19 protein-coding genes are annotated in these 24992 nt (G+C 74.1%); 12 read left to right on the top strand and 7 right to left on the bottom strand.

Features of this window, described 5'->3' with window-relative positions; genetic code table 11:
• Positions 1–224: 224 nt before the first annotated feature.
• Positions 225–2813: an ABC transporter permease gene (locus AB0D67_RS14605; RefSeq protein WP_362934216.1), complete on the bottom strand. Its 2589-nt coding sequence runs from the start codon at positions 2811–2813 to the stop codon at positions 225–227.
• Positions 2807–3598, bottom strand: a complete 792-nt coding sequence (locus AB0D67_RS14610) for an ABC transporter ATP-binding protein (protein ID WP_362934219.1) — start codon at positions 3596–3598, stop codon at positions 2807–2809. The genes AB0D67_RS14605 and AB0D67_RS14610 overlap by 7 nt, the downstream gene beginning before the upstream one ends.
• Positions 3599–3793: 195 nt before the next feature.
• Between AB0D67_RS14610 and AB0D67_RS14615 the strand changes: the two genes are divergently transcribed.
• Together AB0D67_RS14615 and AB0D67_RS14620 are read left to right on the top strand one after the other, a co-directional pair.
• Positions 3794–5095, top strand: coding sequence for a sensor domain-containing protein (locus AB0D67_RS14615; protein WP_362934222.1), 1302 nt, complete (start codon positions 3794–3796; stop codon positions 5093–5095).
• Between the two features lie 115 nt (positions 5096–5210).
• The gene (locus AB0D67_RS14620) at positions 5211–5840 is read left to right on the top strand and encodes a response regulator transcription factor (protein ID WP_362934225.1); all 630 of its coding nucleotides are present in this window, start codon (positions 5211–5213) and stop codon (positions 5838–5840) included.
• Positions 5841–5956: 116 nt separating this feature from the next.
• On the opposite strand, the gene AB0D67_RS14625 is transcribed toward AB0D67_RS14620, so the two are convergent.
• Positions 5957–6586: a hypothetical protein gene (locus tag AB0D67_RS14625; RefSeq protein ID WP_362934228.1), complete on the bottom strand. Its 630-nt coding sequence runs from the start codon at positions 6584–6586 to the stop codon at positions 5957–5959.
• Between the two features lie 5 nt (positions 6587–6591).
• On the bottom strand, positions 6592–7569 hold the full coding sequence (gene dapD, locus AB0D67_RS14630) for a 2,3,4,5-tetrahydropyridine-2,6-dicarboxylate N-succinyltransferase (RefSeq protein ID WP_362934231.1): 978 nt from the start codon (positions 7567–7569) through the stop codon (positions 6592–6594).
• A gap of 212 nt (positions 7570–7781) precedes the next feature.
• Between dapD and thrS the strand changes: the two genes are divergently transcribed.
• Together thrS and AB0D67_RS14640 are read left to right on the top strand one after the other, a co-directional pair.
• Positions 7782–9755, top strand: coding sequence for a threonine--tRNA ligase (gene thrS / locus AB0D67_RS14635; RefSeq protein WP_362934234.1), 1974 nt, complete (start codon positions 7782–7784; stop codon positions 9753–9755).
• Positions 9756–9958: 203 nt separating this feature from the next.
• Positions 9959–10510: an HIT domain-containing protein gene (locus tag AB0D67_RS14640; RefSeq protein WP_362934237.1), complete on the top strand. Its 552-nt coding sequence runs from the start codon at positions 9959–9961 to the stop codon at positions 10508–10510.
• Here the strand turns inward: AB0D67_RS14640 and AB0D67_RS14645 are convergent.
• From AB0D67_RS14645 to AB0D67_RS14655, 3 genes are all read right to left on the bottom strand, one after another.
• A complete protein-coding gene (locus AB0D67_RS14645; RefSeq protein ID WP_362934324.1) occupies positions 10453–12546 on the bottom strand; it encodes a hypothetical protein in 2094 nt (697 codons plus the stop codon). The two genes, AB0D67_RS14640 and AB0D67_RS14645, sit on opposite strands and share 58 nt — an antisense overlap.
• A gap of 201 nt (positions 12547–12747) precedes the next feature.
• A complete protein-coding gene (locus tag AB0D67_RS14650; RefSeq protein ID WP_362934240.1) occupies positions 12748–14367 on the bottom strand; it encodes a family 10 glycosylhydrolase in 1620 nt (539 codons plus the stop codon).
• Positions 14368–14594: 227 nt separating this feature from the next.
• The gene (locus AB0D67_RS14655) at positions 14595–16727 is read right to left on the bottom strand and encodes an elongation factor G-like protein EF-G2 (protein ID WP_362934243.1); all 2133 of its coding nucleotides are present in this window, start codon (positions 16725–16727) and stop codon (positions 14595–14597) included.
• Positions 16728–16923: 196 nt separating this feature from the next.
• On the opposite strand from AB0D67_RS14655, the gene pgsA reads away from it, so the two are divergent.
• From pgsA to AB0D67_RS14695, 8 genes are all read left to right on the top strand, one after another.
• Positions 16924–17541 (top strand): phosphatidylinositol phosphate synthase, encoded by a 618-nt coding sequence (pgsA, locus tag AB0D67_RS14660; RefSeq protein WP_362934246.1) that lies wholly within the window; start codon positions 16924–16926, stop codon positions 17539–17541.
• An 8-nt stretch (positions 17542–17549) separates the two neighbouring features.
• On the top strand, positions 17550–18464 hold the full coding sequence (locus AB0D67_RS14665) for a phosphatidylinositol mannoside acyltransferase (RefSeq protein ID WP_362934249.1): 915 nt from the start codon (positions 17550–17552) through the stop codon (positions 18462–18464).
• 76 nt (positions 18465–18540) lie between these two features.
• Positions 18541–19668, top strand: coding sequence for a glycosyltransferase family 4 protein (locus tag AB0D67_RS14670; protein ID WP_362934252.1), 1128 nt, complete (start codon positions 18541–18543; stop codon positions 19666–19668).
• Entirely contained in the window at positions 19665–20204 is a 540-nt protein-coding gene (locus tag AB0D67_RS14675; RefSeq protein ID WP_362934255.1) for a hypothetical protein, read from the top strand. The genes AB0D67_RS14670 and AB0D67_RS14675 overlap by 4 nt, the downstream gene beginning before the upstream one ends.
• 249 nt (positions 20205–20453) lie before the next feature.
• On the top strand, positions 20454–21470 hold the full coding sequence (locus tag AB0D67_RS14680; protein ID WP_362934258.1) for a DUF3048 domain-containing protein: 1017 nt from the start codon (positions 20454–20456) through the stop codon (positions 21468–21470).
• 198 nt (positions 21471–21668) lie between these two features.
• Positions 21669–22583: a pyridoxal 5'-phosphate synthase lyase subunit PdxS gene (gene pdxS / locus AB0D67_RS14685; protein WP_362934261.1), complete on the top strand. Its 915-nt coding sequence runs from the start codon at positions 21669–21671 to the stop codon at positions 22581–22583.
• A 128-nt stretch (positions 22584–22711) separates the two neighbouring features.
• Positions 22712–24424 carry an alkaline phosphatase D family protein gene (locus AB0D67_RS14690; RefSeq protein ID WP_362934264.1) on the top strand — a complete coding sequence of 571 codons (1713 nt, stop codon included), beginning with the start codon at positions 22712–22714 and terminating at the stop codon, positions 24422–24424.
• A 111-nt stretch (positions 24425–24535) separates the two neighbouring features.
• Positions 24536–24952: a MarR family transcriptional regulator gene (locus AB0D67_RS14695; protein WP_362934267.1), complete on the top strand. Its 417-nt coding sequence runs from the start codon at positions 24536–24538 to the stop codon at positions 24950–24952.
• Positions 24953–24992: the final 40 nt, after the last annotated feature.

Consider the following 24992-nt stretch of genomic DNA (forward strand, 5'->3'; position numbering starts at 1 on the left):
CGCCCCTGAACAACGCCCCTGAACAACGCCCCTGAACAACGCCCCTGAACAACGCCCCTGAACAACGCCCCTGAACAACGCCCCTGAACAACGCCCCTGAACAACGCCTCCCCGAACGCGAACAACGCCTCCCCGGACGACGGCCCGGTCCATGAACGGCGGGCCGGCCTCTGAACGGCCGCCCGCCGCCCGGCCCCTCCGCCGGGCGGCCGGGCGGCGGCCGGTCAGCGGGCCCGCCGTACGGCTCCCAGGGCGGGAAGCACCCCGGCGGCCACGGCCAGCACCAGGCAGGCGCCCACCACACCCAGCACGGCCGGCCAGGGAACGATCAGCGGGACGGGCGCGCCGACCTGCCCGCTCAGCCCGGAACGGATGCCCAGCAGCGCGGGCAGCGCGACCGCCGCGCCCAGCAGGCTCCCCATCGCCGTCACGAGCGCCGACTCGGCGGCCACCACGCCCAGCACCTGCCGGGGCGTGGCGCCCGAAGCACGCAGCACCCGGAACTCGCGGACGCGGCCGGACGCGGCCATGAACAGCGTGTTGGCGACCGCGATGCCGGTGTACCCGACCGACGTGCCGACCAGGACCAGCGTGAAGAGCCACACGAGACGGTCGTCCTCGTCCCGGGAGCCCGCCGCGTAGGCGGCCGGGCCGAGCGCCCTGGCCCCGAGCGGCCCGAGGCGGTCCGCGCCGGGGGCGGGCCCGGGGAGGAGGATCTCCGGGGTCAGCGCCGAGGGGTCGTGCGCCCGCACCACGCCGCGCGGCAGCAGGAACGCCGCCGGCGCCCCATCGGCCACGGCCGCCACCCGCAGCGACTCGGCGCGGCCGTCCTCGAAGGTCAGCCGGATCGTGTCCCCCGCCCGCCAGTCGCGCTCCGCCGCCACCCGCCGGGCGACGACCACGGTCCCGGGGCCGCCGGAGACCTCGCGGTCCTCCCGGAGACCCCCGGTCTCCCGTCCCCGGACCGCCTCGTCCGGGGAGTCCGTTCCGGCACGAGGGTCGCCGGGCCCGGCGGGGGAGCGGCCCGTCTCCAGAGCGGTGACACCCAGGGCCGCCTGGGGAGGCATCCCGTCGGGGTGGACGGTGGCGGGCAGCGGCGCGCCACCCGCCCCGTCACCGTCCGCCGCACCTCCGGTCGCGCCGTCCGCCGTACCCCCGTCCGTGGCGTCCGTGGCGTCGGTGGTGACCGCGGTGACCACGGCGTCCGAGAGGCCCGGGACGCCGTCGGCGGGCACCACCACCGCCTGCGCCCGCACGGCCGAGGTGCGGCCCAGCGCGAACGCGCCCGCCGTCGTCTGCACCATGCCGGTGACCAGTACGGCGAAGCCCACGGTGATCAGGACCGGCGCGGTCGTCGACGCGGTGCGGCGGATCCCGGCCAGCGAGCCCTCCCGCACCAGCGTCCAGGCCGCCCCCCGGGTCCGCGACAGCGGCCACAGCAGAGCCCGCACGACCGGCGGCAGCACCATGGGCGCGAGCAGGGCGATGCCCGCGATCAGCGCCATCGCGGCGAGGAGGGCGAGGGTCACGATCCCATCCGGCCGGGTGCCGGCCACGGCGACCGCGACGGCGATCCCGGCGGCGGTGAATGCCGAACCCAGGAGCAGGCGCGTACGGGTCATCGGCCGCCGGTCGGCCGCGGCCTCGCGCAGCGCCTCCAGCGGGGACGTCCGGGCCGCGCGCCGCGCCGCCGACCAGGTCCCGAGCAGGGCCACGACCAGCCCGCCGCCGAACGCCGCGGCCAGGGGCCACGCCGTGATCCGCACCGAGAAGCCCGGCGGCTCGAACCCGGCCGCCACCAGAAGGTCCCCGGACACCGGCGCCAGGGCGGCCCCCGCCGCCACGCCGGCCAGGGCCGCCGCCACGCCGACCACCAGGGCCTCGCCGCGGACCATTCTCCTGATCTGCCGGGGCGTGGCCCCGACGGCGCGCAGCAGGCCGAGGTCGCGCCGCCGCCGCATGACGCCGAACGCGAACGTCGACGCCACCACGAAGACCACCGCGAACCCGGACAGGCTCGCCATGGCCGTCAGGACCTGCGTGCCGATCCACCGGGTACGCGCGTCGGCCTTCGTCTCCAGCGCCGCCCGCGAGTCGCCCGGGAGCACCTCGCCGAGGCCCCCGACAGCCGTCCGGGCCGCCGCCCCGACGGCGGCGAGGTCCGCGCCCGGCGCGGTGATCAGCCCGATCACCCGCACCCCGCCGGACAGCCGCGCCGCCGCGGCGTCGCCGAGGTAGAGGTCCGGCCCGTCCACAGCGCCGGAGACGGTGCTTGAGACGGTGCCGGAGACGGTGCTGTGGACGACGCCGGAGACGACGTACGGCACGGGCCCGGCGGCGGTCAGCAGGGTGACCGGCGACCCCGACGCCAGACCGAGGGCGCGGCCCACCACGACCTCGCGGTCCCCGGCGGGCGGCGACCCGGACACCAGCCGGTGGGACGCGAGGGCGGCGCTCGACCAGGGACGCCCCTCCGTCCGGGAGGGGTCGGGACGGCCGTCGATGACGGGCTGGGCGTAGAAGAAGCGGTCCGGGACCGCCGCGGCCACCCCGGGGACGGCCTTCAGGCGGTCCGTCAGCAGGCGGACCGTCTCCGGCGGCCAGGGCCGGTCGGCCAGGAAGGAGCCGTCGCCCTGGACGGCCGCGGGAGCGCGCACGAGCACGGCCGCTCCGGCGTACCGGGCGGGGACGCGCGGCCCGGCGGAGGCGAACACCAGCGCCGTCGTCGACACCAGCGTCACGCCCAGGAAGAGGGCGGCGAACGCGCCGGCGAAACCGGCCCGGCCGCCCCGCACCATGTCCAGGCTCAGCATGATCCCTCCAGGGCGGCCATGCGGGCGGCGATCGCCTCGGCCCGCGGACGCGACCCGGCCGGGCCGGTCAGCTCTTCGGCGATCCGGCCGTCGGCCATCAGGACCACCCGGTCGGCGTGGGCCGCGGCGACCGGGTCGTGGGTCACCATGACCACGGTCTGTCCCCGCCGGTCCACCACGTCGCGGATCAGCGCCAGCACCTCCCGCGAGGCCCGGGTGTCGAGCGCCCCGGTGGGCTCGTCGGCGAAGAGCACCGCGGGCCGGGTGACCAGCGCCCTGGCGACGGCGACGCGTTGCCGCTCACCGCCCGACAGCTCCTCGGGCCGGTGACCGGCGCGTCCGGCCAGGCCCACCTCGGCCAGTGCCGCCCGGATCTCCGCGGCCGGGGGCCGCACCCCGGCCAGCCGCAGCGGCAGCGCCACGTTCTGCTCGGCGGTGAGCGCCGGGACCAGGTTGAACGACTGGAACACGAAGCCCACCCGTCCGCGGCGCAGCAGCGTCAGCGCGGTCTCGTCCAGCGGTCCGAGGTCGGTCCCGTCGAGGATCACCTGCCCTCCGGTGGGCCGGTCCAGTCCGGCGGCGCAGTGCAGCAGGGTGGACTTCCCCGAGCCGGAGGGGCCCATCACCGCGGTGAACGTCCCGGTGCGGAAGCCGATCGTCATGTCGTCCAGCGCGGTCACCGCGTGGGGGGCGGCGCCGTACACCCTGCTCACCGACCGCAGCAGGACCGCCTCGGCCGCGGGCTCCGACGCCTTCACCGCGTCTGTCGTCGTCTCGCTCGTCATGGTCCAAGCCAAGGGCGGCGGGGCCGCCGGCGCACTGGTGGAGGGGGGACAGGCGATACTCCACCTGGCACTACCGACGCCGCGCGCCGGAATCTGTAGCGTCGAACCGTGCGTCACCCCTCCGGCCCGCCCGGCGTCCCCGGCCGTCCCTCCGGTACATCCGGTACATCCGGCGCGTCCGGCGGTTCCCCTGACGTGTCCGGTGCCCCCGGTCGTGCCCCGGGCCCTCTCGACGTCCCGCTCCTCCTGGCGGGGGACGGGCCGCAGGCACCCCGGACCGCGCTGCGGGCCCTCACGAGCCGTCCCCTGGGCTTCCTGCGGACGGCCTGGCCGTGGCGGTCCCTGGTGTACCTGCTGTCGGGCGTGGTGTTCGGCGTGGTCCCCGCCCTGGCGGTCTGGCTCGCCGCCGCCGTCGGTCCCGTGACGGCCGTGGCGGCGGTGATGGTCGCGGCGGTGCCGGGCGCGCTGCTGGCCGGCCGGTACGAGCGGTGGCTGCTGCGGCTGGTGGAGACCGCGCCCATCGCCGACCCGCACGCCGCGCCCCCCGCCCCCGGCCCGCGCGCCTGGCTCCGCACCCGGCTGCGGGAGCAGGCCACCTGGCGCGAGGCCGGCCACACGCTGCTGGCGGTCGTCGCGCTGTGGTGGATCGACCTGGGGTTCGTCAGCGTCGGCGTCTGGATCCCGGGCCTGCTGCTGTCGGCGCCGTTCCAGCCGAGCTCCGACTTCGGCCCCGTCGTCGATCTGCTCGTGTCCCTGTGCGGGATCGCGCTCCTGCCGCTGGCCGCCTACCCGGTGACCATCTGGGCGGGCGCCCGCGCCACCCTGGTCAGGACGCTGCTGGCCGATCCCGACGCCGAACTGGCCGAGCTCACCCGCTCCCGGGCCCGCCTGGCCGACGCCTTCGAGGCCGAGCGGCGCCGGATCGAGCGGGACCTGCACGACGGCGCCCAGCAGCGGCTGGTCGCGCTGACGCTCGCGCTCGGCATGGCCCGGCTCGACCTCCCGGCCGGATCCCCCGCCGCGGACCGGGTCACCGAGGCGCACGAGCACGCCCTGCTGGCCCTGGCCGAGCTGCGCGAGCTGATCCGGGGCATCCACCCGCGCGTCCTCACCGACCTCGGTCTGCCCGACGCGGTGCTCGACCTCGCCGGGCGCTCGCCCGTGCCGGTCGAGACGGACGTCGTGCTGCCCCGGCGGCCGCCGCCGGCGGTCGAGATCACCGCGTACTTCACGGTCGGCGAGGCGCTGACCAACGTCGCCCGGCACAGCGGGGCGAGCCGCTGCCTGGTCAGGGGACGTCTCGTCGGCGAGAGCCCGCGATCCGGCGGGATACTCGTGCTGGAGGTGCACGACGACGGCGGCGGAGGGGCCGACCCGGCCGGCGGCACCGGGCTGGCGGGGCTGGCCGACCGGCTCGCCGTGGTCGGCGGCGTGATGTCGCTGTCCAGCCCGGCGGGAGGACCGACCCTGCTGCGAGTGGAGATCCCATGCCCCTGACCGTCCGCCAGGGAACCCTCCCCGGGCGCCCGCCGGCCCGCCGACCGGCCGTGAGCGGAGACCCCGTGCCCCTGACCGCCCGCCCGCGGTTCCGCAGATCCCGGAAGGGGATGTCGTGCGCGTAGTCCTGGCCGAGGACTCGGTCCTGCTCCGCGAGGGGGTGGCCGGGCTGCTGGAACGGTTCGGCCACACCGTGGCCGCGGCCGTCGGGGACGCCCCGGCGCTCACCGCCGCCGTCGCCGAGCACGAGCCCGACATCGTGGTGACCGACGTGCGGATGCCGCCGGGCTTCACCGACGAGGGCCTGCGCGCCGCCTTCGCCCTGCGCGCCGTACGGCCCGGCCTGCCGGTGCTGATCCTCAGCCAGTACGTCCAGCAGGCGTACGTCGCCGAGATCATGGGCCCCGGGATCGGCTACCTGCTCAAGGACCGGATCGGGCATGTGCGGGAGTTCGCCGACGCCGTGGAGCGGGTCGCCGCCGGCGGCACCGTCGTCGACCCCGAAGTGGTCAGGCAACTGCTGGCGCACCGCCGCGACCCGCTGCGCCGGCTCACCCCGCGCGAGCGCGAGGTGCTGGCCCTGGTCGCGGAGGGCCGCTCCAACGCCGCCGTCGCACGGGCCCTGGTGGTCACCGAGGCGGCGGTGGCCAAGCACATCGCGAACATCTTCGCCAAGCTCGACCTGCCCCCGGCGGGGGACGACCACCGGCGGGTCCTCGCCGTCCTCGCCTACCTGAGGGGCTGAGGGCGGCGGCCCCGGCGCCGGGGACGGCGGGCGGGCGCTTCCGGCTCCGGTCCGGCCTGGTTCCGGCCCGGGCCTGATCCCGGCCCGGCTTCACTTCGCCCGGACGGACGCGCCCGTCAGACGCCGAAGGCGCTCAGCGTCGGCCAGGCCGAGCCCACCCCCGCCAGAACCCCGGCGGCGACCTGCGCCGGCGTGTGGTGGGCCAGCCGTACCCGCGCCCAGCAGACCGTCGCGGTGACCAGCGCGCCGGCCGCGAGCGTCGGCGCGGCGGGCAGCACGTGGGCCAGCACCACCACGGTGCCCGCCGACACGGCCGCGTGGAAGGAGATCTTCCACCGCAGCGTGACCGGGACCGTCACCGCCAGCGCGGCCAGCATCGCGGTCACCGTGGCCACCAGCAGCCGGGGCGCGCCCAGGACCGCCAGCAGCACCAGTGCCGCCAGCACCGCGGCGACCGCCACCAGCAGCGGCCCCGTACGGCGCGTCCGGTCGACCAGGTGGTGGGAGTCCAGCCGCCCGGACCGGACCCCCGCGTAGATCACCCCCGCCGGGACGCCCCCGCACAGCGCCGAGGCGACCAGCCCCCAGGCGGCGGCGGGCGGGCCGCCGGCGAGCAGCCCGACGACCGGCGGGAGCGTGATGACCAGCACCTGGGGCGCGAACAGCCCGGTGATCCACCGCGCCGCCACAGTGGCCCTGGCGGCTCTGGCGGCTCTGGCGGCTCTGGCGGCCCTGTCCGGCGTCACCGCCGTCAGTCGTTGGCGTGCAGCGCGCTGTTGAGCTCGATGCCGGTGCCCCGCCGGGGGACGACCTCGACGGCGCCGGAGGTGGAGTTGCGGCGGAACAGCAGCCCGGACCCGCCCGACAGCTCGGCGGCCTTGACCACCCGGCCGTCCGGGAGGGTGACCTTGGTCCCGGCGGTGACGTACAGGCCGGCCTCCACGACGCAGTCGTCGCCGAGGGAGACGCCGATGCCGGCGTTGGCGCCGAGCAGGCAGCGCCGCCCGACGGAGATGACCTCCTTGCCGCCGCCGGAGAGGGTCCCCATGATCGAGGCGCCGCCGCCGACGTCGGAGCCGTCGCCCACGACCACGCCCGCCGAGATGCGGCCCTCGACCATGGAGGCGCCGAGCGTGCCGGCGTTGTAGTTGACGAAGCCCTCGTGCATCACGGTCGTGCCGGACGCCAGGTGCGCGCCGAGGCGGACGCGGTCGGCGTCGGCGATCCGGACCCCGGCGGGGACGACGTAGTCGACCATCCGCGGGAACTTGTCGACGCCGTACACGGTCACCGGGCCGCGGGCGCGCAGCCGCAGCCGCGTCCGCTCGAAGCCCTCCACCGCGCACGGGCCCTGATTCGTCCACACCACGTTGCCCAGCAGGCCGAACACGCCGTCGAGGTTCAGGCCGTGCGGCGCGACGAGGCGGGACGACAGCAGGTGCAGGCGCAGGTAGACGTCGTGGGTGTCGGCCGGGGCCTCCGACAGCTTGGCGATGCCGGTCCGGACCGCGACCACCTCCACGCCGCGGGCCTCATCGGGCCCGAGCAGCGCGGCGACGTCCGGGCCGAGCGCCTCGGCGGCCTCCTCCGCCGTCAGCCGCTCGGTGCCGGAGAGGGGCGGATCGCCCAGCTCGGGTGAGGGGAACCAGGTGTCGAGGACGGTTCCGCCGGCGGTTATGGTCGCGATGCCGGCGCCGTACGCGCCGGAGGTCTGGGCTGCTGCGTTCACCCTCCCAAGGGTAGTCAGGGTCGCCGCCGCGGCGTGCCCGGGTCGATCTTGGCGCGCCGGGCCGCCGCCGGGCCGCCGCCGGACCCCGGGGCGCCGGCGCGGTGAGGCGCGGTGGCGGCGCCCCGAGGGCGTGATGCCCGGGATATCGCCCGTCCGGCACCGGTAGCATCGGTTGGACAGACCAGAATGTCGTCGTCTCCCAGGGAGCAACCGTGTCCGCCGTGCCAGAACTTCGTGTCACCCTCGCCGGAGCCGAGCGCGTGGTGGCGGAGGGCACGACGTACGGCGACGTGCTCGGGGCCGACGGCCGCTCGGTGGTCGCCGCCCGCGCGAACGGCGAGCTGAAGGACCTCGCCGCCGGCGTCGCCGACGGCGACGTGATCGAGCCGGTGGAGGTCGGCAGCCCCGACGGCCGGGCGATCGTGCGCCACTCCACCGCCCACGTCATGGCCCAGGCCGTCCAGGAGATCTTCCCCGAGGCGAAGCTCGGCATCGGCCCGCCCGTCGAGAACGGCTTCTACTACGACTTCGACGTCGCCGACGCGTTCACCCCCGACGACCTCAAGCGCGTCGAGAAGCGCATGCGCGAGATCGTCAAGCAGGGCCAGACCTTCTCCCGCCGGGCCGTCTCCGACGACGACGCACGCGAGGAGCTGGCCGCCGAGCCGTACAAGCTGGAGCTGATCGGCCTGAAGGGCGGCGCTTCCGCCGAGGACGGCGCGAACGTCGAGGTCGGCGCCGGCGAGCTGACGATCTACGACAACCACGACCCCAAGACCGGGAAGCTGTGCTGGAAGGACCTGTGCCGCGGCCCGCACGTGCCGACCACCCGGTCCATCCCGGCGTTCAAGCTGATGCGCTCCGGCGGCGCCTACTGGCGGGGCAGCGAGAAGAACCCGCAGCTCCAGCGGATCTACGGCACCGCCTGGGAGTCGCGCGAGAAGCAGGACGAATACCTCCACCTGCTGGAGGAGGCCGAGAAGCGCGACCACCGCAAGCTGGGCGCCGAGCTCGACCTGTTCTCCTTCCCCGACGAGCTGGGCTCGGGCCTGCCGGTCTTCCACCCCAAGGGCGGTGTGATCCGCCGCGTCATGGAGGACTACTCCCGGCGCAGGCACGAGGAGGCGGGTTACTCCTTCGTCAACACCCCGCACATCACCAAGGGCCACCTGTACGAGGTCTCCGGCCACCTCGACTGGTACCGCGACGGCATGTTCCCGCCCATGGAGCTGGAGGGCGCGGAGTACTACCTCAAGCCGATGAACTGCCCGATGCACAACCTGATCTTCGGGGCGCGCGGACGGTCCTACCGTGAGCTGCCGCTGCGGCTGTTCGAGTTCGGCTCGGTCTACCGCTACGAGAAGTCCGGCGTCATCCACGGCCTGACCCGGGTGCGCGGCATGACGCAGGACGACGCGCACATCTACTGCACCCGCGAGCAGATGCGCGACGAGCTGACCTCGTTGCTGCGGTTCGTGCTCGACCTGCTGCGCGACTACGGCCTGGAGGACTTCTACCTGGAGCTGTCCACCAAGGACCCGGAGAAGTTCGTCGGCTCCGACGAGGTGTGGGAGGAGGCGACCGCGACGCTGCGCGAGGTCGCCGAGGCCGAGAAGCTGGAGCTGGTCCTCGACCCGGGCGGCGCCGCCTTCTACGGTCCCAAGATCTCCGTGCAGGCGCGCGACGCGATCGGCCGCTCCTGGCAGATGTCGACGATCCAGCTCGACTTCAACCTGCCCGAGCGGTTCGGGCTCGAATACCAGGCGGCCGACGGCACCCGCAAGCGGCCCGTCATGATCCACCGGGCGCTGTTCGGCTCGATCGAGCGGTTCTTCGGCGTCCTGGTCGAGCACTACGCCGGCGCCTTCCCCGCCTGGCTCGCCCCGGTACAGGTCGTCGGCATCCCGATCGCCGAGGCCCACGCGCCCTACCTGCAGGACGTCGCCAAGAAGGCCCGCGAGCGGGGTGTCCGCATCGAGGTGGACGCCTCCGACGACCGGATGCAGAAGAAGATCCGCAACGCCCAGAAGTCGAAGGTGCCGTTCATGCTGCTGGCCGGCGACGACGACATCGCGGCCGGCGCGGTCTCCTTCCGGTTCCGCAACGGCGAGCAGAAGAACGGCGTCCCGGTCGACCAGGCGATCGACGAGATCGTCGACGCGATCGAGCGCCGCGTCCAGGTCTGACGCCCCGGGGCCGGCGCCCCGATCGGCCCGTTCCCGGCCGCGGCGGACTCCCGCCGCGGCCGGCGCGCGTTCCGGCGCCCGTCCCCACGGTGTACGGCCCGCCCGCCGGACGTCCGGCGGACGCGTGCCGGCCCCGCTTCCTGGGCCGCCGCGGCCGGGAGGCGCCGGGCCGCGGGAGGTCGCGGGGCAATATGCTGAACGCCATGAGCGAAGAGCCGCAGGCGCAGCACGGGGCGGGCACACCGGACGCCTTCGAGAGGCTGTGGACTCCGCACCGGATGGCCTACATCAAGGGCACGAACAAGCCGACCGGCACCGGCCCCGACGACGGCTGCCCGTTCTGCGACATCCCCCGGATGAGCGACGAGGACGGGCTGGTCGTCGCCCGCGGCACGTCGGTCTTCGCGGTGCTCAACCTCTACCCGTACAACTCCGGGCACATGATGGTCTGCCCCTACCGCCACGTGTCCGACTACGCCGACCTCGACGCCGGGGAGACCGCCGAGCTCGCCGACTTCACCAAGCGGGCGCTGGCCGCCCTGCGCAAGGCCAGCGGCGCGCAGGGCTTCAACGTCGGCATGAACCTCGGCGCGGTGGCCGGCGCGGGCATCGCCGCGCACCTGCACCAGCACGTGGTGCCCCGCTGGGGCGGCGACACCAACTTCATGCCGGTGGTCGGCCACACCAAGGTGCTGCCTCAGCTCCTGCGCGACACCCGCGACCTCCTCGCGGGCTGCTGGCCCGCCTCCGCGTAGGCGGGGGTCCCGTCCCGCAGCGCCTGGACGCCCGCCGACAGCACCAGCGGCAGCCCCAGGGCGAGCGCCATGGACAGCACGGCCGCACCGGAGTCGTTGACCAGCATGCCCACCACCCCGCTGACGAGGGTGCCGATCAGGCCGGCCTTCAGCGCGGGGGAGTGGGTGAAGGCCGCCGGCAGCACCCCGGCGCTCGCCGTCCCCGGCCGCAGCAGCCCGTAGACCAGGAACGCCGCCGCGGCCAGCACGATCGGCATCAGGTTGGGGCTGAGCAGGGTGTTCAGCATCGCGCCGAGCTTGCGGCCGATCACCTCCAGCGCCTCGCCGGTGATCACCTGACCGACGAACCGCCCCAGGTGCGTCTGCGACCCGGGCGGGCGCAGGTGGTCGAGGAAGGCGATGACCATCACCGTGACGCCGCCGGCCACGCAGAACGAGCCCAGCCTGACGACCGACACCTTCCGGCCGGCCAGCAGCAGGGAGGCCACCGCGATGCCCGGCACGAAGGCGATCACCCCGCCGAAGTCGCTGCCCACCCCCGGCCAGCCACCCAGGATCATCGCCGCACAGCCCGGGACCGCCACGGCGGTGACCGCTGCCGTCCGCCGCCCGCGCGCGGCGAGCCGGTGGGCGAGCACGGCGGCCAGCAGCAGCACCGAGGTGGCGAAGAGCGCGAACGGGATGTTGCCCAGGCCGTAGTAGCGGGCGCCGACCACCGCGGTGTAGCCCATCACGCTGTTCAGCTGCAGCGGGGTGCCGGTGAGCAGATCGCCGGCGAGTACCACGGCGGTGACCCCGGCGACGACGGCCAGCGGCCCGAGCGGGTCGCGCCGCCACGGTCCGGCCAGCGCCACCGCGGCCAGCGCCGCCGCGATCGCGACGATCCCGCCGGTCAGCGCGAGCACCGGCGCTCCGGCGTGCCGCCAGGGCAGCAGGTTGACCAGGTACGTCGACACCGGCAGCGCGGCCAGCGCCAGGGCGGCCACCCGGATCGCCCCCGTCCCGCGTCTGCGCCGCATCAGCAGGAACGCCACCAGGTAGAAGCCCACCTGGAGCACGGCGACGGAGGTGAAGAACACCCCGCTCATGTTCCTGATCGCCTGACCGGCCCGGTCGGCGCCGACCAGCTCGTCCCGCGCCGCCCCGGCCCCGCCGGTACGGCCTCCGGCCCGCCAGGGCACACCGATGACCGTGTCCGGGACGGGTACGCCCGCCGCGGTGAGGATCGTGGCGGTGAGGTCGGGGAGGATCGTGACGTCCTCGCGGTGCGTGGAGGCCGCCCCCAGGAAGCGTCCCGCGACGTCCGCTCCGCGCATCATGGCCACCCGCAGGTGCGGGGTGTCCCCGTGGTCGGACAGACCGGCCAGCAGCACCCTGGTGTCCGGCGGCACCGCGGCCAGCACCGCGCCGACGGCGGTGTCGGCGTCCCGCAGCGCCCGCGCCCGCCGGTCCGGGCCGAGCGCGTCCTCGGCACCGGGCAGCCGGTCTCCGGCCAGGTAGGGGCGGATCAGGCCGTCCACGTCCACGGCGGCCACCGGGCACCGGGTGAAGGCGTCCGGCGGCAGGTCCGGCAGGTGCGCGGGGGAGGAGGCGTAGACGTCGACCGCACCCCGCCGGTCGGCCAGGGCCAGCGCCGCGCCCGGCCCGACGGCGAGCGTGCACCCGCCCGCGGCGTGGACGGCCTCGCCGAGCGATCCGGCGTTCCGCTGCCGGGCGACCCGGAACAGGTAGTCGTAGTCGGGGACGACCGCGCCGGCGCCGGACGGCTCGGGGGTGGGCGGCAGCCCGCAGCCGTAGCCGACCGCCGAGCGGACGCCGGCCGACACGGTCAGCCAGCCGTCGTAGGGGCAGGTCACCTTGCCGACGGTGCGGACCGACAGCGAACCGGTGGCGCTCTGGCCGGCCAGCCGCCACAGGTTCGGGGTGGCGCCGGGACCGAGGTCGCTCCACTGCAGGCCGGGGACGCCGATCAGGACGACCCGCCCGGCGGGCGGCGCCGCGTGCGCCGTTCCCGGCCACAGCGCGCTCACCAACATTGCAAACGCGACGAGCGTCCGCTTCACCGACGACCTCCCCTACGGCGGGCAACGCTGGAACCGTAGGGGAAGATCATGGTGCCGGTCCACCCACCGGCGTGACGGCGGGTCGCGACCCGGCGGATCGGGGCGCGGCGACCCGGGCGGGGGAAGCCCGCCTCCCGGGGTCCGGGCCGGGGCGGCGGGCGGATCCCCGCGGGGTCAGGGCGCGGTGACCTGGGCGGGGTCGCTCTCGTGGCCGAGGCGGTCCACGGCGGTGACGAGGTAGGCGCCGCCGCCGGGCGCGGTGAACGCCTGGCGCGGGCCGCCGCCGGACGGCACGACCGCGACCAGGTGGCGGGCGTCGGCGGTGGCGCACTCGCCGACCTTGCCGGACGGGATCCGGTAGACGGCGTAGGCGCGGGCCCCGGCCGAGGAGTTCCAGCTCAGCGACCTTCCCTGGATCCCCAGGCCGGCGGGCCGGACGGGGGCCCGGCCGCCGAGGTCCTTCATCAGGGGGAGCAGAGCCGGGCGGTCGTAGTAGCTCTTCGAGATCCGGTTCAGCGCGCCCAGCGGGTTGCTGAGAAGCTGCTTGGCGCTGAAGTACACCTCGCCGCGGATCTGGTCCTGCTTACGGTTGACGCCCAGCTGCGACGCCAGCTCGCCGGGGCTCCGCCAGGCGCCGCCGGTGCCGACCTGGTAGAGCGCCATGCCGATGTACAGGTGCACCCCGGTGCCCTTGACCTCGTTCGCCCACCACGGCGCCAGCGCGTCGTAGTCGGCGGCCTGGAAGCCGCGCGGCCAGTACAGCTGCGGGATGACGTAGTCGACCGTGCCCTTGCGGATCCAGTGGCGGGCGTCGGCGTAGATCGAGTCGTAGGCGGACATGCCGGAGGTGGCCGACCCGGTGCGGTCCTGGGCCTTGTTGCGCCAGATCCCGAACGGGCTGACGCCGAACTTCACGTAGCTCTTCGTCTCGTGGACGGTCCTGTCGACCTGCGCGATCAGCTTGTCGACGTTGGCGCGGCGCCAGTCGGCCAGCTTCTGGCCCTTGCCGTACTTCCGGTAGGACGCCTGGTCGCCGAAGCGCCCGCCCGCGCCGGGGTAGGGGTAGAAGTAGTCGTCGAAGTGGACCCCGTCCACGTCGTAGCGCGACACCACGTCCTTGACGACGGCGGTGACGTGGTCGCGCACCTGGGGCAGCCCCGGGTCGTAGTACAGACGGCCCTCGTAGGGGATGGTCCAGCCGGGGTGGAGCCGGGCCGGGTGGTTCGGCGGCAGCCGGTCCGCCCCGCCCTCGAAGGAGGCGCGGTAGGGGTTGAGCCAGGCGTGGAACTCCAGCCCCCGGCGGTGGGCCTCGGCGGTCAGGAAGGTGAGCGGGTCCCAGCCGGGGTCCTTGCCGGCCTTGCCGGTGAGGTATCGCGACCAGGGCTCCAGAGCGGACTTGTAGAGGGCGTCGGAGGCGGGCCGGATCTGGACGAACACCGCGTTGAACCGGCGCTTGACGGCCTCGTCGAGGATCCTGGTGTACTCCGCCTGCTGCCGGGCCACGGGCAGGCCGGCCCGCGACGGCCAGTCGAGGTTGTCCACCGTGGCGATCCACACGCCGCGCAGCTCCCGCTTGGGGTGCTCCGGGTCGGGGGTGCAGGCCGCCGTGGAGCCTCCGGCGCCGCTGTTCCCCGCGGTCTCGGCGTCGTTCCCGGAGGTGGCCTTCCCGCTGTCGGCGCCCCGCTTCAGGGCGGGAGGCCCGGCGGCCGGAGCGTCGGGGCCGAATGCGTAGGCGGCGCCGTTGGCGGCGACGGCGAGGGCGGCTGCGGCGAGCAAAGGACGTCCGGTTCGCATGGTTCCTCAGTCTGGCACCGCGAACGATCTGCTTTGGCCCGAAAAAAGAAATCGTTTTGTGATGCTGGTGTGACGCTTGCCCGATTCTTGGGGGAGGCATGGGCATGCGCGCCCGCGCCTCCCCCGATCGGCGGCCCGCGGGTCCGGGACCGCGTCCGGCCGGCGGGTCCGGGTCCGGCCCGCGCTTCCGGGACCGCTTCCGGCCGGTTTTCGGCCCCGGCCCGTGGTCAGCCGGCGACCTTCTCCACCAGGTGCGAGGGAAGCGGCTCGTAGCGCAGGAACGACCGCTTGAACGTCCCGGTGCCGTGGGACATCGACCGCAGGTCGATGGCGTAGCGGGTGATCTCCAGTTCGGGGATCTCCGCGCGGACCAGCGTGCGGCCGACGCCGACCGGCTCGGTGCCCAGCACCCGGCCCCGGCGCGACGACAGGTCGGACATCACCGCGCCGACGTGGTCGTCGGCGACCAGCACCGCCACCTCGTCGACCGGCTCCAGCAGCAGGGTCGGCACCTTGGCCGCCGCCTCCTTCAGCGCGAGCGCCCCGGCGATCTGGAACGCCATGTCGGAGGAGTCGACCGGGTGCGCCTTGCCGTCGTAGAGCGTCACCCGCACGTCCACCATGGGGTAGCCGGCCACCACGCCGCGCTGCATCTGCGTGCGCACCCCCTTCTCCACCGAGGGGATGAACTGGCGTGGCACCACACCGCCGACGATCTTGTCGACGAACTCGAACCCGCCGCCGGAGGGCAGCGGCTCGACCTCCAGGTGGCAGATGGCGAACTGCCCGTGGCCGCCGGTCTGCTTGACGTTGCGGCCCATCGCCTGGCACCGGCCGCCGAAGGTCTCCCGCAGCGGCACCCGCAGATCCACCTTCTCCACCTCGACGCCGTGCCGCCGGCTCAGCCGGTCCAGCAGCACGTCGGCGTGGGCCTCGCCCATGCACCACAGCACGAGCTGGCGGGTCTCGGCGTTGTTCTCCAGCCGGAGCGTCGGGTCCTCGGCGACCAGCCGCTGCAGCGCCTGGCCGAGCTTGTCGTCGTCGGCCTTGGACCTCGGCTGGATCGCCACCGGCAGCAGCGGCTCGGGCATCGCCCAGGACCGCATCAGCAGCGGCCGTTCCTTGTCGGAGAGGGTGTCGCCGGTCTCGGCGCGCGACAGCTTGGCCACCGCGACGATGTCGCCGGCCACGCACCTGCCCACCGTGCGCTGCTGCTTGCCCAGCGACGACGACAGCGCGCCGATCCGCTCGTCCACGTCGTGGTCCTCGTGCCCCCGGTCGCTCAGGCCGTGCCCGGAGACGTGCACGGTCATGTCGGGCCGCAGGGTCCCGGAGAACACCCGCACCAGGCTGATCCGGCCCACGTAGGGGTCGCTGGTCGTCTTGACGACCTCGGCCACGAGCGGCCCGTCGGGGTCGCAGGCGAGGCCGGCGACGGGCCCGCCGTCGACCGAGGTGATCTCCGGCAGCGGGTGCTCCAGCGGGGAGGGGAACCCCTGGACGATGCCGTCGAGGACCTCCCTGGCGCCCACGCCGCCGCCGGTGGCCAGCACGGGGTAGAAGCCGCCGCGGGCGACCGCCTTCTCCAGGTCCTCGATGAGGACCTTGGTGTCGATCTCCTCGCCGGAGAGGTAGCGGTCCATCAGGGACTCGTCCTCGCTCTCCTGGATGATCCCCTCGATCAGCGCGCCGCGGTACCGCTCGATCCGGTTCTGGTACTCGGGGCCGGGTTCGTTCTCCGTCCGCGACCCGGTCGCGTAGTTGTAGAACTTCTGGGTCAGCAGGCCGATCAGGCCGTTCAGGCGGCCGTTGGTGACCACCGGGAGGTACAGCGGCGCCACCCCCTCGCCGAACGCCTCCTGGCAGGTGGCGAGGACCTCCTCGAAGTCGGCCCGCTGGTGGTCGTTCTTCGTGATCACCACGGCCCGGGGCATGCCGACGGCGGCGCACTCGTCCCAGATCATGCGGGTCAGGCCGTCCACGCTCTCCGTCGCCGAGACCACGAACAGCGCCGCGTCGGCGGCACGCAGCCCGGCGCGCAGGTCGCCGACGAAGTCGGCGTAGCCGGGGGTGTCCAGCAGGTTGATCTTGATGCCGTTGTGCACCAGCGGCGCCACGGAGAGGTTCACCGAGCGCTGCTGGCGGACCTCGACCTCGTCGAAGTCGCTGACCGTGGTGCCGTCCTCGACCCGCCCGGCCCGCTGCACGGTGCCGGTCGCCGCGAGCAGCGCCTCCACCAGGGTCGTCTTGCCCGATCCGGAATGGCCGACCAGCGCGACATTGCGCACCATGTCGGGGCGGTCGGCCTCGGGTGCCCTGCCCGCGGCTCCCGTTGCTCCGCCTCCAGCCTTGTCTGCCACGTCGCCTCCCGCGTCGTTGCCGAAGGAGCGCGGCCAGGCGCGGCCACACCCCGTCCGCCGCCGCGTCCGTACACCGCAAGGACGCGGTGTGTTCACCAAATACCCATGTGGCGAATATCACAAGAGGTCCACGCCGATCCGCTTGCGGAGCGTTGGCTGCGCGCTCCCAGACGGCGTGGCCTACGATCGGACCGCGATGCTGAAACTTCTGCGCCCTGCCGTGACCCGCGTGCTGACCCCCCTGGGCAGAGCCCTCATCCGCCACGGGATCAGCCCCGACATGGTCACCGCCGCCGGCACGCTCGGCACGGTCGCCGCAGCACTCTTCTTCTATCCCCGAGGGGAGTTGTTCCCCGGCTCGGTCGTGATCACGTTTTTCGTCCTGGCGGATCTCCTCGACGGGGTCATGGCCCGGATGACGGGCACGGGGAGCGTCTGGGGCGCCTTCCTCGACTCCACCCTCGACCGCGTGGGCGATGCCGGGATCTTCTCCGGGCTGGTGATGTGGTTCGTGGTGAGCGGTCAGCGGACGCTGGCCGGGGTCGCCCTGTTCTGCCTCGTCGCCGGGGCCGTCGTCTCCTACGTCAAGGCCCGGGCCGAGGGCCTGGGCCTGTCGTGCGACGTCGGGCTCGCCGAACGGCCCGAGCGCCTGGTCGTGGTCCTGGTCTCGGCCGGGCTCGGCGGCCTCGGCGTGCCGTACATCCTGGCGGCGGGGCTGTGGCTGCTCGCAGCCGCCAGCGCGTTCACCGTCGGCCAGCGGTTGCTCCACGTGCGCCGCCAGGCCCTCTCCACCCCTCCACGCTCCCTCCGCTGAGGACAACGATGAACGACAAGCCGTCACTGCAGGAACGTCTCGTGGCGGCCGGCTTCGGCGCCGGCTGGGCGGTCGTGCCCCGCCTGCCCGAGTCCCTGACCGCCTGGGCCTTCCGGACGGCCGCCGACCGGCTGTGGAAGCGCCGTGGCGGGCAGGTGCTCCGGCTGGAGGCCAACCTCGCCAGGGTCAGGGGCACCTCCCCGGACGACCCGGCGATCCGTGAGCTGAGCCGCGCGGGCATGCGCTCCTACTTCCGCTACTTCCACGAGGTGTTCCGGCTGCCCTCGATGCGTCCCGAGGAGATCCTGTCGCGCACCCGCGCCCACAACGCCGAGCTGGTCCAGGAGATCCTCGGCACGGGCCGGGGCGTGGTGTTCGCCCTGCCGCACATGGGCAACTGGGACCAGGCGGGCGCCTGGTTCGTGCAGACCGGCCAACCGTTCACCACCGTCGCCGAGCGGCTGCGGCCCGAGTCGCTGTTCCACCGCTACACCGCCTTCCGCGAGGGGCTGGGCATGGAGGTGCTGCCGCTCACCGGAGGGGACAACCAGGTCTTCGCTCTCCTGGCGCAGCGGCTCCGGGCGGGCCGGCCGGTCGCGCTGCCCGCCGACAGGGACCTGACCGCGCGGGGCATCGAGGTGAAGTTCTTCGGGGCGGCCACCCGCATGCCCGCCGGGCCCGCCATGCTCGCCCTGCACACCGGGGCCGCGCTGATCCCGGCGATCCTGTCCTTCCAGGGCCGCGACTGGGTGGTGCGGTTCTGCGACGAGCTCCCCCCGCCCGCCGAGGGCACCCGCCAGGAGAAGGTCGCGGCCCTCACCCAGGACCTCGCCACCGTCTTCGAGAAGGGCATCGCCGAGCACCCCGAGGACTGGCACATGCTGCAGCGGCTGTGGCTCGAGGACCTGGAGCCCCGCGGATGACCGCGGGCTGCGCGCCGGGCGCGCGGGACACGGCGGGCACGGCCCGCGCCGGGGAGAAGCGGGAAGCGGTGGAGCGATGAGGATCGGCATCGTCTGCCCCTACATGTGGGACGTGCCGGGCGGGGTCCAGGTGCACATCCGCGACCTCGCCGAGGCGCTCATGGACGACGGCCACGAGGTCCAGGTGATCGCACCGGCGGGTGACGACGCGGCGCTGCCCCCTTACGTGACCTCGGTGGGCCGGGCGGTCCCGGTCCCGTTCAACGGCTCGGTCGCCCGGCTGTCGTTCGGGTTCCTGTCGGCGGGGCGGGTGCGCCGCTGGCTGCGCGAGGGCCGCTTCGACGTGCTGCACGTGCACGAGCCGTTCATCCCCTCGGTCGGCCTGCTGGCCTGCTGGGTGGCCAGGGGGCCGATCGTGGGCACCTTCCACGCCTCCTACGGCCGCTCGCGGGCCTTCTCGGTGGCCTCGCCGGTGATCATGAGCGTGCTGGAGAAGATCACCGCGCGGATCGCGGTGTCCGACGCGGCCCGCAAGACCCTGGTCGAGTTCATCGGCGGTGACGCGGTGCTCATCCCCAACGGGGTGACCGTCGGCCGCTACGCCCACGCCGAGCCGCTGCCCGGCTGGGACGACGGCGAGGTGATCGGCTTCCTCGGCCGGATGGACGAGCCCCGCAAGGGCCTGCCGGTGCTGCTGGAGGCGTTCTGCCTGCTCGCCGCCGAGCGGCCGCGGCTGCGTCTGCTCGTCGCCGGGCCCGGCGACGCCGGCGAGGTGCTCGGCAGGGTCCCGGCCCGCTTTCACGACCGGATCGGCCTGCTCGGCATGGTCAGCGAGGAGGACAAGGTCCGCGCCTACCACTCGGTGGACGTCTTCTGCGCCCCCAACCTCGGCGGGGAGAGCTTCGGCATCGTGCTCACCGAGGCGATGTCGGCCGGGGCGGCGATCCTCGCCAGCGACATCCCGGCCTTCCGCAAGGTGCTCGACGACGGCGAGGCCGGCGCGCTGTTCGCCGTCGGCGACGCGGCCTCCCTCGCCCGCGAGGCCGCCGCCCTGCTCGACGACCCCGGGCGCCGGGCCGCCCTGTCGGAGGAGGCGCGCCGCGCCGTCCGCAAGTACGACTGGTCCACGGTCGCCCGCGACGTGCTGCGCGTCTACGAGACCGTGGCGATCCCCGCCGGGGTGAAGGAGGACGAGGCGTCGTGAGCGCCACACTGGTCGCCGTGGCCGGCGCGGTCGTCGTGCTGGTCGCCGTCTACGTCTCCTGGCGGGCCGGCCGGCTGGACCGGCTGCACATCCGCCTGGAGCTGGCCCGCGAGTCCCTGGACGCCGCGCTGGTACGGCGGGCCGCCGTCTGCCTGGAGCTCGCGGCCTCGCGCGTGCTGGACCCGGCGACGAGCCTGGTGCTGGCCGCCGCCGCCCACGAGGCCCGTACGGCAGGCGCGGAGGAGCGCGAGCACGCCGAGAGCGACCTGTCGCGCACGCTGCGCGCGGTGGCCGACCAGGACCGCTTCCGCGACCGGCTGTCCGCCGACCCGGCCGGCCGCGAGCTGCTGTCCGAGCTCGACACCGCGGTGGCGAAGGTGGTCTACTCCCGGCGCTTCTACAACAACGCGGTCGGCGTGACCCGCGCCGCCCAGCGCCGCTGGCTGGCCCGCACGCTGCGCCTGGCCGGGCACACCGAGTACCCCGGCTTCTTCGAGATCGACGACGACGCCCCGAAGGCCCTCGCCGCCGAATGACCGCCGGGTGATCCCGGCCGTCTCCGCACGCGCTCACCGGCGGTGTCCCGGGGCCGTCCACCCGGCGCCGGCGGCGGTTCCCGGACGTCCCGATGCCGAACCGCCGGTGAACCGCCGCCCGACCATCGAGCCGCTGCCGAGCCGCCGCCGGCCCATTGCTGAACAAGACTCGCGAAAGCGGGATAACCGGCAACTGGGACACCGGTAAGCTCGTGCTCGTTTTCAGGCCCGACTTGGAGGAGATGAGCCGTGCGGGTGTCCCGGAAGATCGCCGTCACACTGGCGGGGGCGGCCGTCCTCGCCCAGGCCGCGGCCTGTTCCTCCGACGAGCCCGCGGCGGGCAAGGAACCGCAGGCGGCGGCGGAGGACACGACACCCGCCGAGACCCCGTCCCCGGAGCCGGCCCACCCCTTCACCGGCCTGCCCGGCGCCGCGCGCAGGCCGGTTCTCGCGGCGAAGATCGAGAACACCTCGGCCGGCAAGCCCCAGCTCGGCCTGAAGAGCGCCGACATCGTCTACGTCGAGCAGGTCGAGGCCGGCCTGACCCGCCTCATGGCGATCTTCTCCTCGAAGCTCCCGCCCAAGATCGGACCAGTGCGCAGCGCCCGCATCTCCGACCTGCACATCCTGCCGCAGTTCGGCAAGCCCGCCCTGGCCTACTCCGGCGTGCAGACCAAGATGATCCCCAAGGTCCAGGAGGCGTCCCTCGTCGACGTCTCCGACAGCAGGGCCCCGGGCGCCTACTTCCGCCAGCCCGGCCGCTACGCGCCCTACAACCTGTTCGCCGAGCCCAAGAAGCTCCTGGCCAAGGCGTCCGGGACGAGCAAGGCCAAGGACATCGGCTTCACCTTCGGCGACGCCCCCGAGGACGGGACGCCGAAGAAGTCGTTCAGCGTGCGGTACCCGGCGGCCCGCTTCACCTTCACCTGGTCGGACGCCGCCAAGAAGTGGCTGGTCTGGCAGGACGGCAAGAAGGACATGGCCGCCGAGGGCGGTCAGCTCGGCGCCCCGACCATCGTCGTGCAGTACGCCAAGACCGAGCGTTCGGAATACCACGACCTCAACCAGAGCTACACCCCCCTGGTGCACTCCACCGGCACGGGCAGGGCGGTCGTGCTCCGGGACGGGCAGGCGTTCAAGGCCAAGTGGTCGCGCGAGTCGGAGCGGGACGGCACCGTCTTCACCACCGAGACCGGGGACCCGATGAACTTCGCCCCCGGGCAGGTGTGGGTCGTCCTGGCCGCGCCCAAGCCCGTGATCCCTTAACGGGGCCGGCCGTACAGGAGCCTGCGACCCCCTTGACGGGGGCGGCCGGCCGTACAGGATGGCCAAGAAGATCCCCCGAAGGCGACGGATCGGCGTGTGAGGGTACACACCGATCAACGCCTACCATGAAGAAGTGGCGGCCGTCCCCGCGAAAGGGACGCCCGTGATCCGCAACCAGCCGTCGTGAGGTAGAGCCCCGTGTCCAGCAGCACGCCCGAAGTCACCGAGTCCGCCGTCACCGGAACCGCCCGGGTCAAGCGCGGCATGGCAGAGATGCTCAAGGGCGGCGTCATCATGGACGTCGTCACCCCGGAGCAGGCCAAGATCGCCGAGGACGCCGGCGCGGTCGCCGTCATGGCCCTCGAGCGGGTCCCCGCCGACATCCGCGCCCAGGGCGGCGTGTCCCGGATGAGCGACCCCGACATGATCGACGGCATCATCTCCGCCGTCTCGATCCCCGTCATGGCCAAGGCCCGCATCGGCCACTTCGTCGAGGCCCAGCTCCTGCAGTCGCTCGGCGTCGACTACGTCGACGAGTCCGAGGTGCTGACCCCCGCCGACTACGCCAACCACATCGACAAGTGGCGCTTCACCGTGCCCTTCGTCTGCGGCGCCACCAACCTCGGCGAGGCGCTGCGCCGCATCACCGAGGGCGCGGCGATGATCCGCTCCAAGGGCGAGGCCGGCACCGGCGACGTCTCCAACGCCGTCACCCACATGCGCACGATCCGGGGCGAGATCAAGCGCCTCACCTCGCTGCCGGAGGACGAGCTGTACGTCGCGGCCAAGGAGCTGCAGGCGCCGTACGAGCTGGTCGCCGAGGTCGCCAGGGCCGGCAAGCTGCCCGTGGTGCTCTTCACCGCCGGCGGCATCGCCACCCCGGCCGACGCCGCGATGATGATGCAGCTCGGCGCGGAGGGCGTGTTCGTCGGTTCGGGCATCTTCAAGTCCGGCAACCCGGCGCAGCGCGCCGCCGCGATCGTCAAGGCCACCACCTTCTACGACGACCCGGACGTCGTCGCCAAGGTCTCCCGGGGCCTGGGCGAGGCCATGGTCGGCATCAACGTCGACGACATCCCGGTCCCGCACCGCCTCGCCGAGCGCGGCTGGTAGGAGATTTCAGGAAAGGCGGCATCTGTGAAGGGTGCCGCCTTTCCGCTTTCCCGAACCGTTCACCCCGCCGTCATGATCCTCGGGGAGGCTGACGGGCGTTCGTGCCCGTCACCCCCCGGAGGACCGCCTTGTCCCGATTCACCCGCCGCTCCTTCCTCGTCACCGGGATCGCGGCCGGCGCCGTGGCCGCCGTCCCCGCCGCGGCGCACGCCGGCCCCGGCGCGGAGGGCGCCGCCGCGGAGAACACCGCGGAGAGCGCCGCCTCCCTCGCGTCCCGTGGCCTGCGGACCGACCCCTTCACGCTCGGCGTGGCCTCGGGCGACCCGGACGCCGAGGGCTTCGTGATCTGGACCCGGCTGGCGCAGCGGCCGCTCGCCGAGGACGGCATGGGCGGCATGCCGGCCCTGCCGTTCCCGGTCCAGTGGCAGATCTACGCCGACGAGGCCGGCCGCCGGGTGGTACGGCGCGGCACGGCCCTGGCCAGGCCCGACCAGGCCCACAGCGTCCACGTGGAGCTCTCCGGGCTGGCTCCGGACCGCGACTACTGGTACCGCTTCAGGGTCGGCCCGTACCTGTCGCCCGTCGGCCGGGCCCGCACCGCCCCGCACCCGCTGTCGTTCGGCTCGCCGCTGGCCATGGCCTTCGTCTCCTGCGCCCAGTACGAGCACGGCTACTTCACCGCCTACCGCCGCCTGGCCGAGGACCACCCCGACCTGGTCCTGCACCTCGGCGACTACCAGTACGAGTACACGCGCGACACCTACACCATCCCCGGCGGCAACATCCGCGACCACGAGGGCCCCGAGACCGAGACGCTCGCGAACTACCGCCAGCGGCACGCCCAGTACAAGACCGACCCCGACCTGCAGGCCGCGCACGCCGCCGCCCCCTGGCTGGTCGTCTGGGACGACCACGAGCTGGACAACAACTGGGCCGACGAGATCCCGGAGAAGCCCGAGGTCCCCCAGCCGAACTTCCTCGCCCGGCGCGAAGCGGCCTTCCGCGCCTACTACGAGAACATGCCGCTGCGCCGCGCCTCCATCCCGCGCGGCATCGACATGCAGCTCTACCGGCGGATCCGCTGGGGCGCGCTGGCCACCTTCCACATGCTCGACACCCGCCAGTACCGCGACGACCAGGGCTGCGGCGACGGCTACCGCGACTGCCCCGAGGCGGGCGACCCGGCGCGCTCCATCACCGGCGAGCAGCAGGAGCGCTGGCTGATCGACGGCTTCCGCCGGTCGCGGGCGCGCTGGGACGTCATCGGCCAGCAGGTCTTCTTCGCCCAGCGCGACAACAACGCCGGCCCGCTCAAGGTCACCAGCCAGGACGCGTGGGACGGCTACGTCGCCTCCCGGCAGCGGATCACCCAGGGCTGGGTGGACGCCGGGGTGCGCAACCCGGTGGTGCTCACCGGCGACGTGCACGCCCACTGGGCCAGCGACCTCAAGCTCGACTACGACGACCCGACCGGCCGCACGGTCGGCTCCGAGCTGGTCGCCACCTCGATCTCCACCACCGGCGACGGCAAGGACTCCGACCCCGCGACCCACCCGTACCTGAAGATCAACCCGCACCTGAAGTTCTACAACAACCAGCGCGGTTACGTGCTGACCCGGATCGAGCCGGGCGCCCTCACCGCCGACTTCAAGGTGGTGCCCAGGGTGACCGAGGCCGGGGCCGACGCGTACACCAGGGCGACCTTCGTCGTGGAGGACCGGGTCCCGGGCGTCCAGCAGACCTACCTGCGCCCGCTGGACCCGTCCGTGGCGAGGCGGGCCGAGCCGTCGGACGCCGAGCGGATCCAGGAGGTGGTGGACGCCGAGACCAGGCGTCCCTGACCGCCTGGTCCCCGCCGCGGCGGGGGGACGGCGGGGGAGGGCGGCGTCCCGGCGGGGCGCCGCCCTCCCTTCGGAATAATGCTTAGTCTGGCTAAGTTAGACTGGCTAACCATGACGACGGACGAACTCGCCGAGAGCCTCTCCAAAGAGCTGCGCCACCTGGTGCTGCTCCTGCGCCGCGTGGCGGCGGGACAGCCGGTCACCAGCCAGCAGTACGCCGTGCTGGGATCGCTGGAGGGCGGTCCGCGCCGGATGACCGAGCTGGCCGAGGAGCACGGGGTCCAGCTCCCCACCATGACGGTGCAGATCAACAGGCTGGAGGAACCCGGCCTGGTGGCCCGCTCCGCCGACCCCTCCGACGCCCGGGTCCGCACGGTCGAGCTGACCGGGGAGGGCCGCGCCCGCCTGGCGGCCGTACGCCGGGCCCGCGTCTCCTACCTCGTCACCCAGCTCGGCCTGCTCACCCCCGAGGAGCGCGACGCCGTCGCCGCCGCCCTGCCCGCGCTGGCCAAGCTGGGCCGCGCGTGACCCGGTCGGACTCTTCCCCTCAAGTTCCCCTCAAGGAGCC

The sequence above is a fragment of the Streptosporangium sp. NPDC048047 genome (assembly GCF_040653115.1).
Taxonomy (GTDB): Bacteria; Actinomycetota; Actinomycetes; order Streptosporangiales; family Streptosporangiaceae; genus Streptosporangium.

What these genes read in the sequence shown, in the direction of transcription:
- AB0D67_RS14605 (WP_362934216.1), bottom strand. Translation starts at nt 2,813, where the DNA reads ATGCTGAGCCTGGACATGGTGCGGGGCGGCCGGGCCGGTTTCGCCGGC.
- AB0D67_RS14610 (WP_362934219.1), bottom strand. Translation starts at nt 3,598, where the DNA reads ATGACGAGCGAGACGACGACAGACGCGGTGAAGGCGTCGGAGCCCGCG.
- AB0D67_RS14640 (WP_362934237.1), top strand. Translation starts at nt 9,959, where the DNA reads ATGAGCGAAGAGCCGCAGGCGCAGCACGGGGCGGGCACACCGGACGCC.
- AB0D67_RS14645 (WP_362934324.1), bottom strand. Translation starts at nt 12,546, where the DNA reads ATGTTGGTGAGCGCGCTGTGGCCGGGAACGGCGCACGCGGCGCCGCCC.
- AB0D67_RS14650 (WP_362934240.1), bottom strand. Translation starts at nt 14,367, where the DNA reads ATGCGAACCGGACGTCCTTTGCTCGCCGCAGCCGCCCTCGCCGTCGCC.
- pgsA (WP_362934246.1), top strand. Translation starts at nt 16,924, where the DNA reads ATGCTGAAACTTCTGCGCCCTGCCGTGACCCGCGTGCTGACCCCCCTG.
- AB0D67_RS14665 (WP_362934249.1), top strand. Translation starts at nt 17,550, where the DNA reads ATGAACGACAAGCCGTCACTGCAGGAACGTCTCGTGGCGGCCGGCTTC.
- AB0D67_RS14670 (WP_362934252.1), top strand. Translation starts at nt 18,541, where the DNA reads ATGAGGATCGGCATCGTCTGCCCCTACATGTGGGACGTGCCGGGCGGG.
- AB0D67_RS14695 (WP_362934267.1), top strand. Translation starts at nt 24,536, where the DNA reads ATGACGACGGACGAACTCGCCGAGAGCCTCTCCAAAGAGCTGCGCCAC.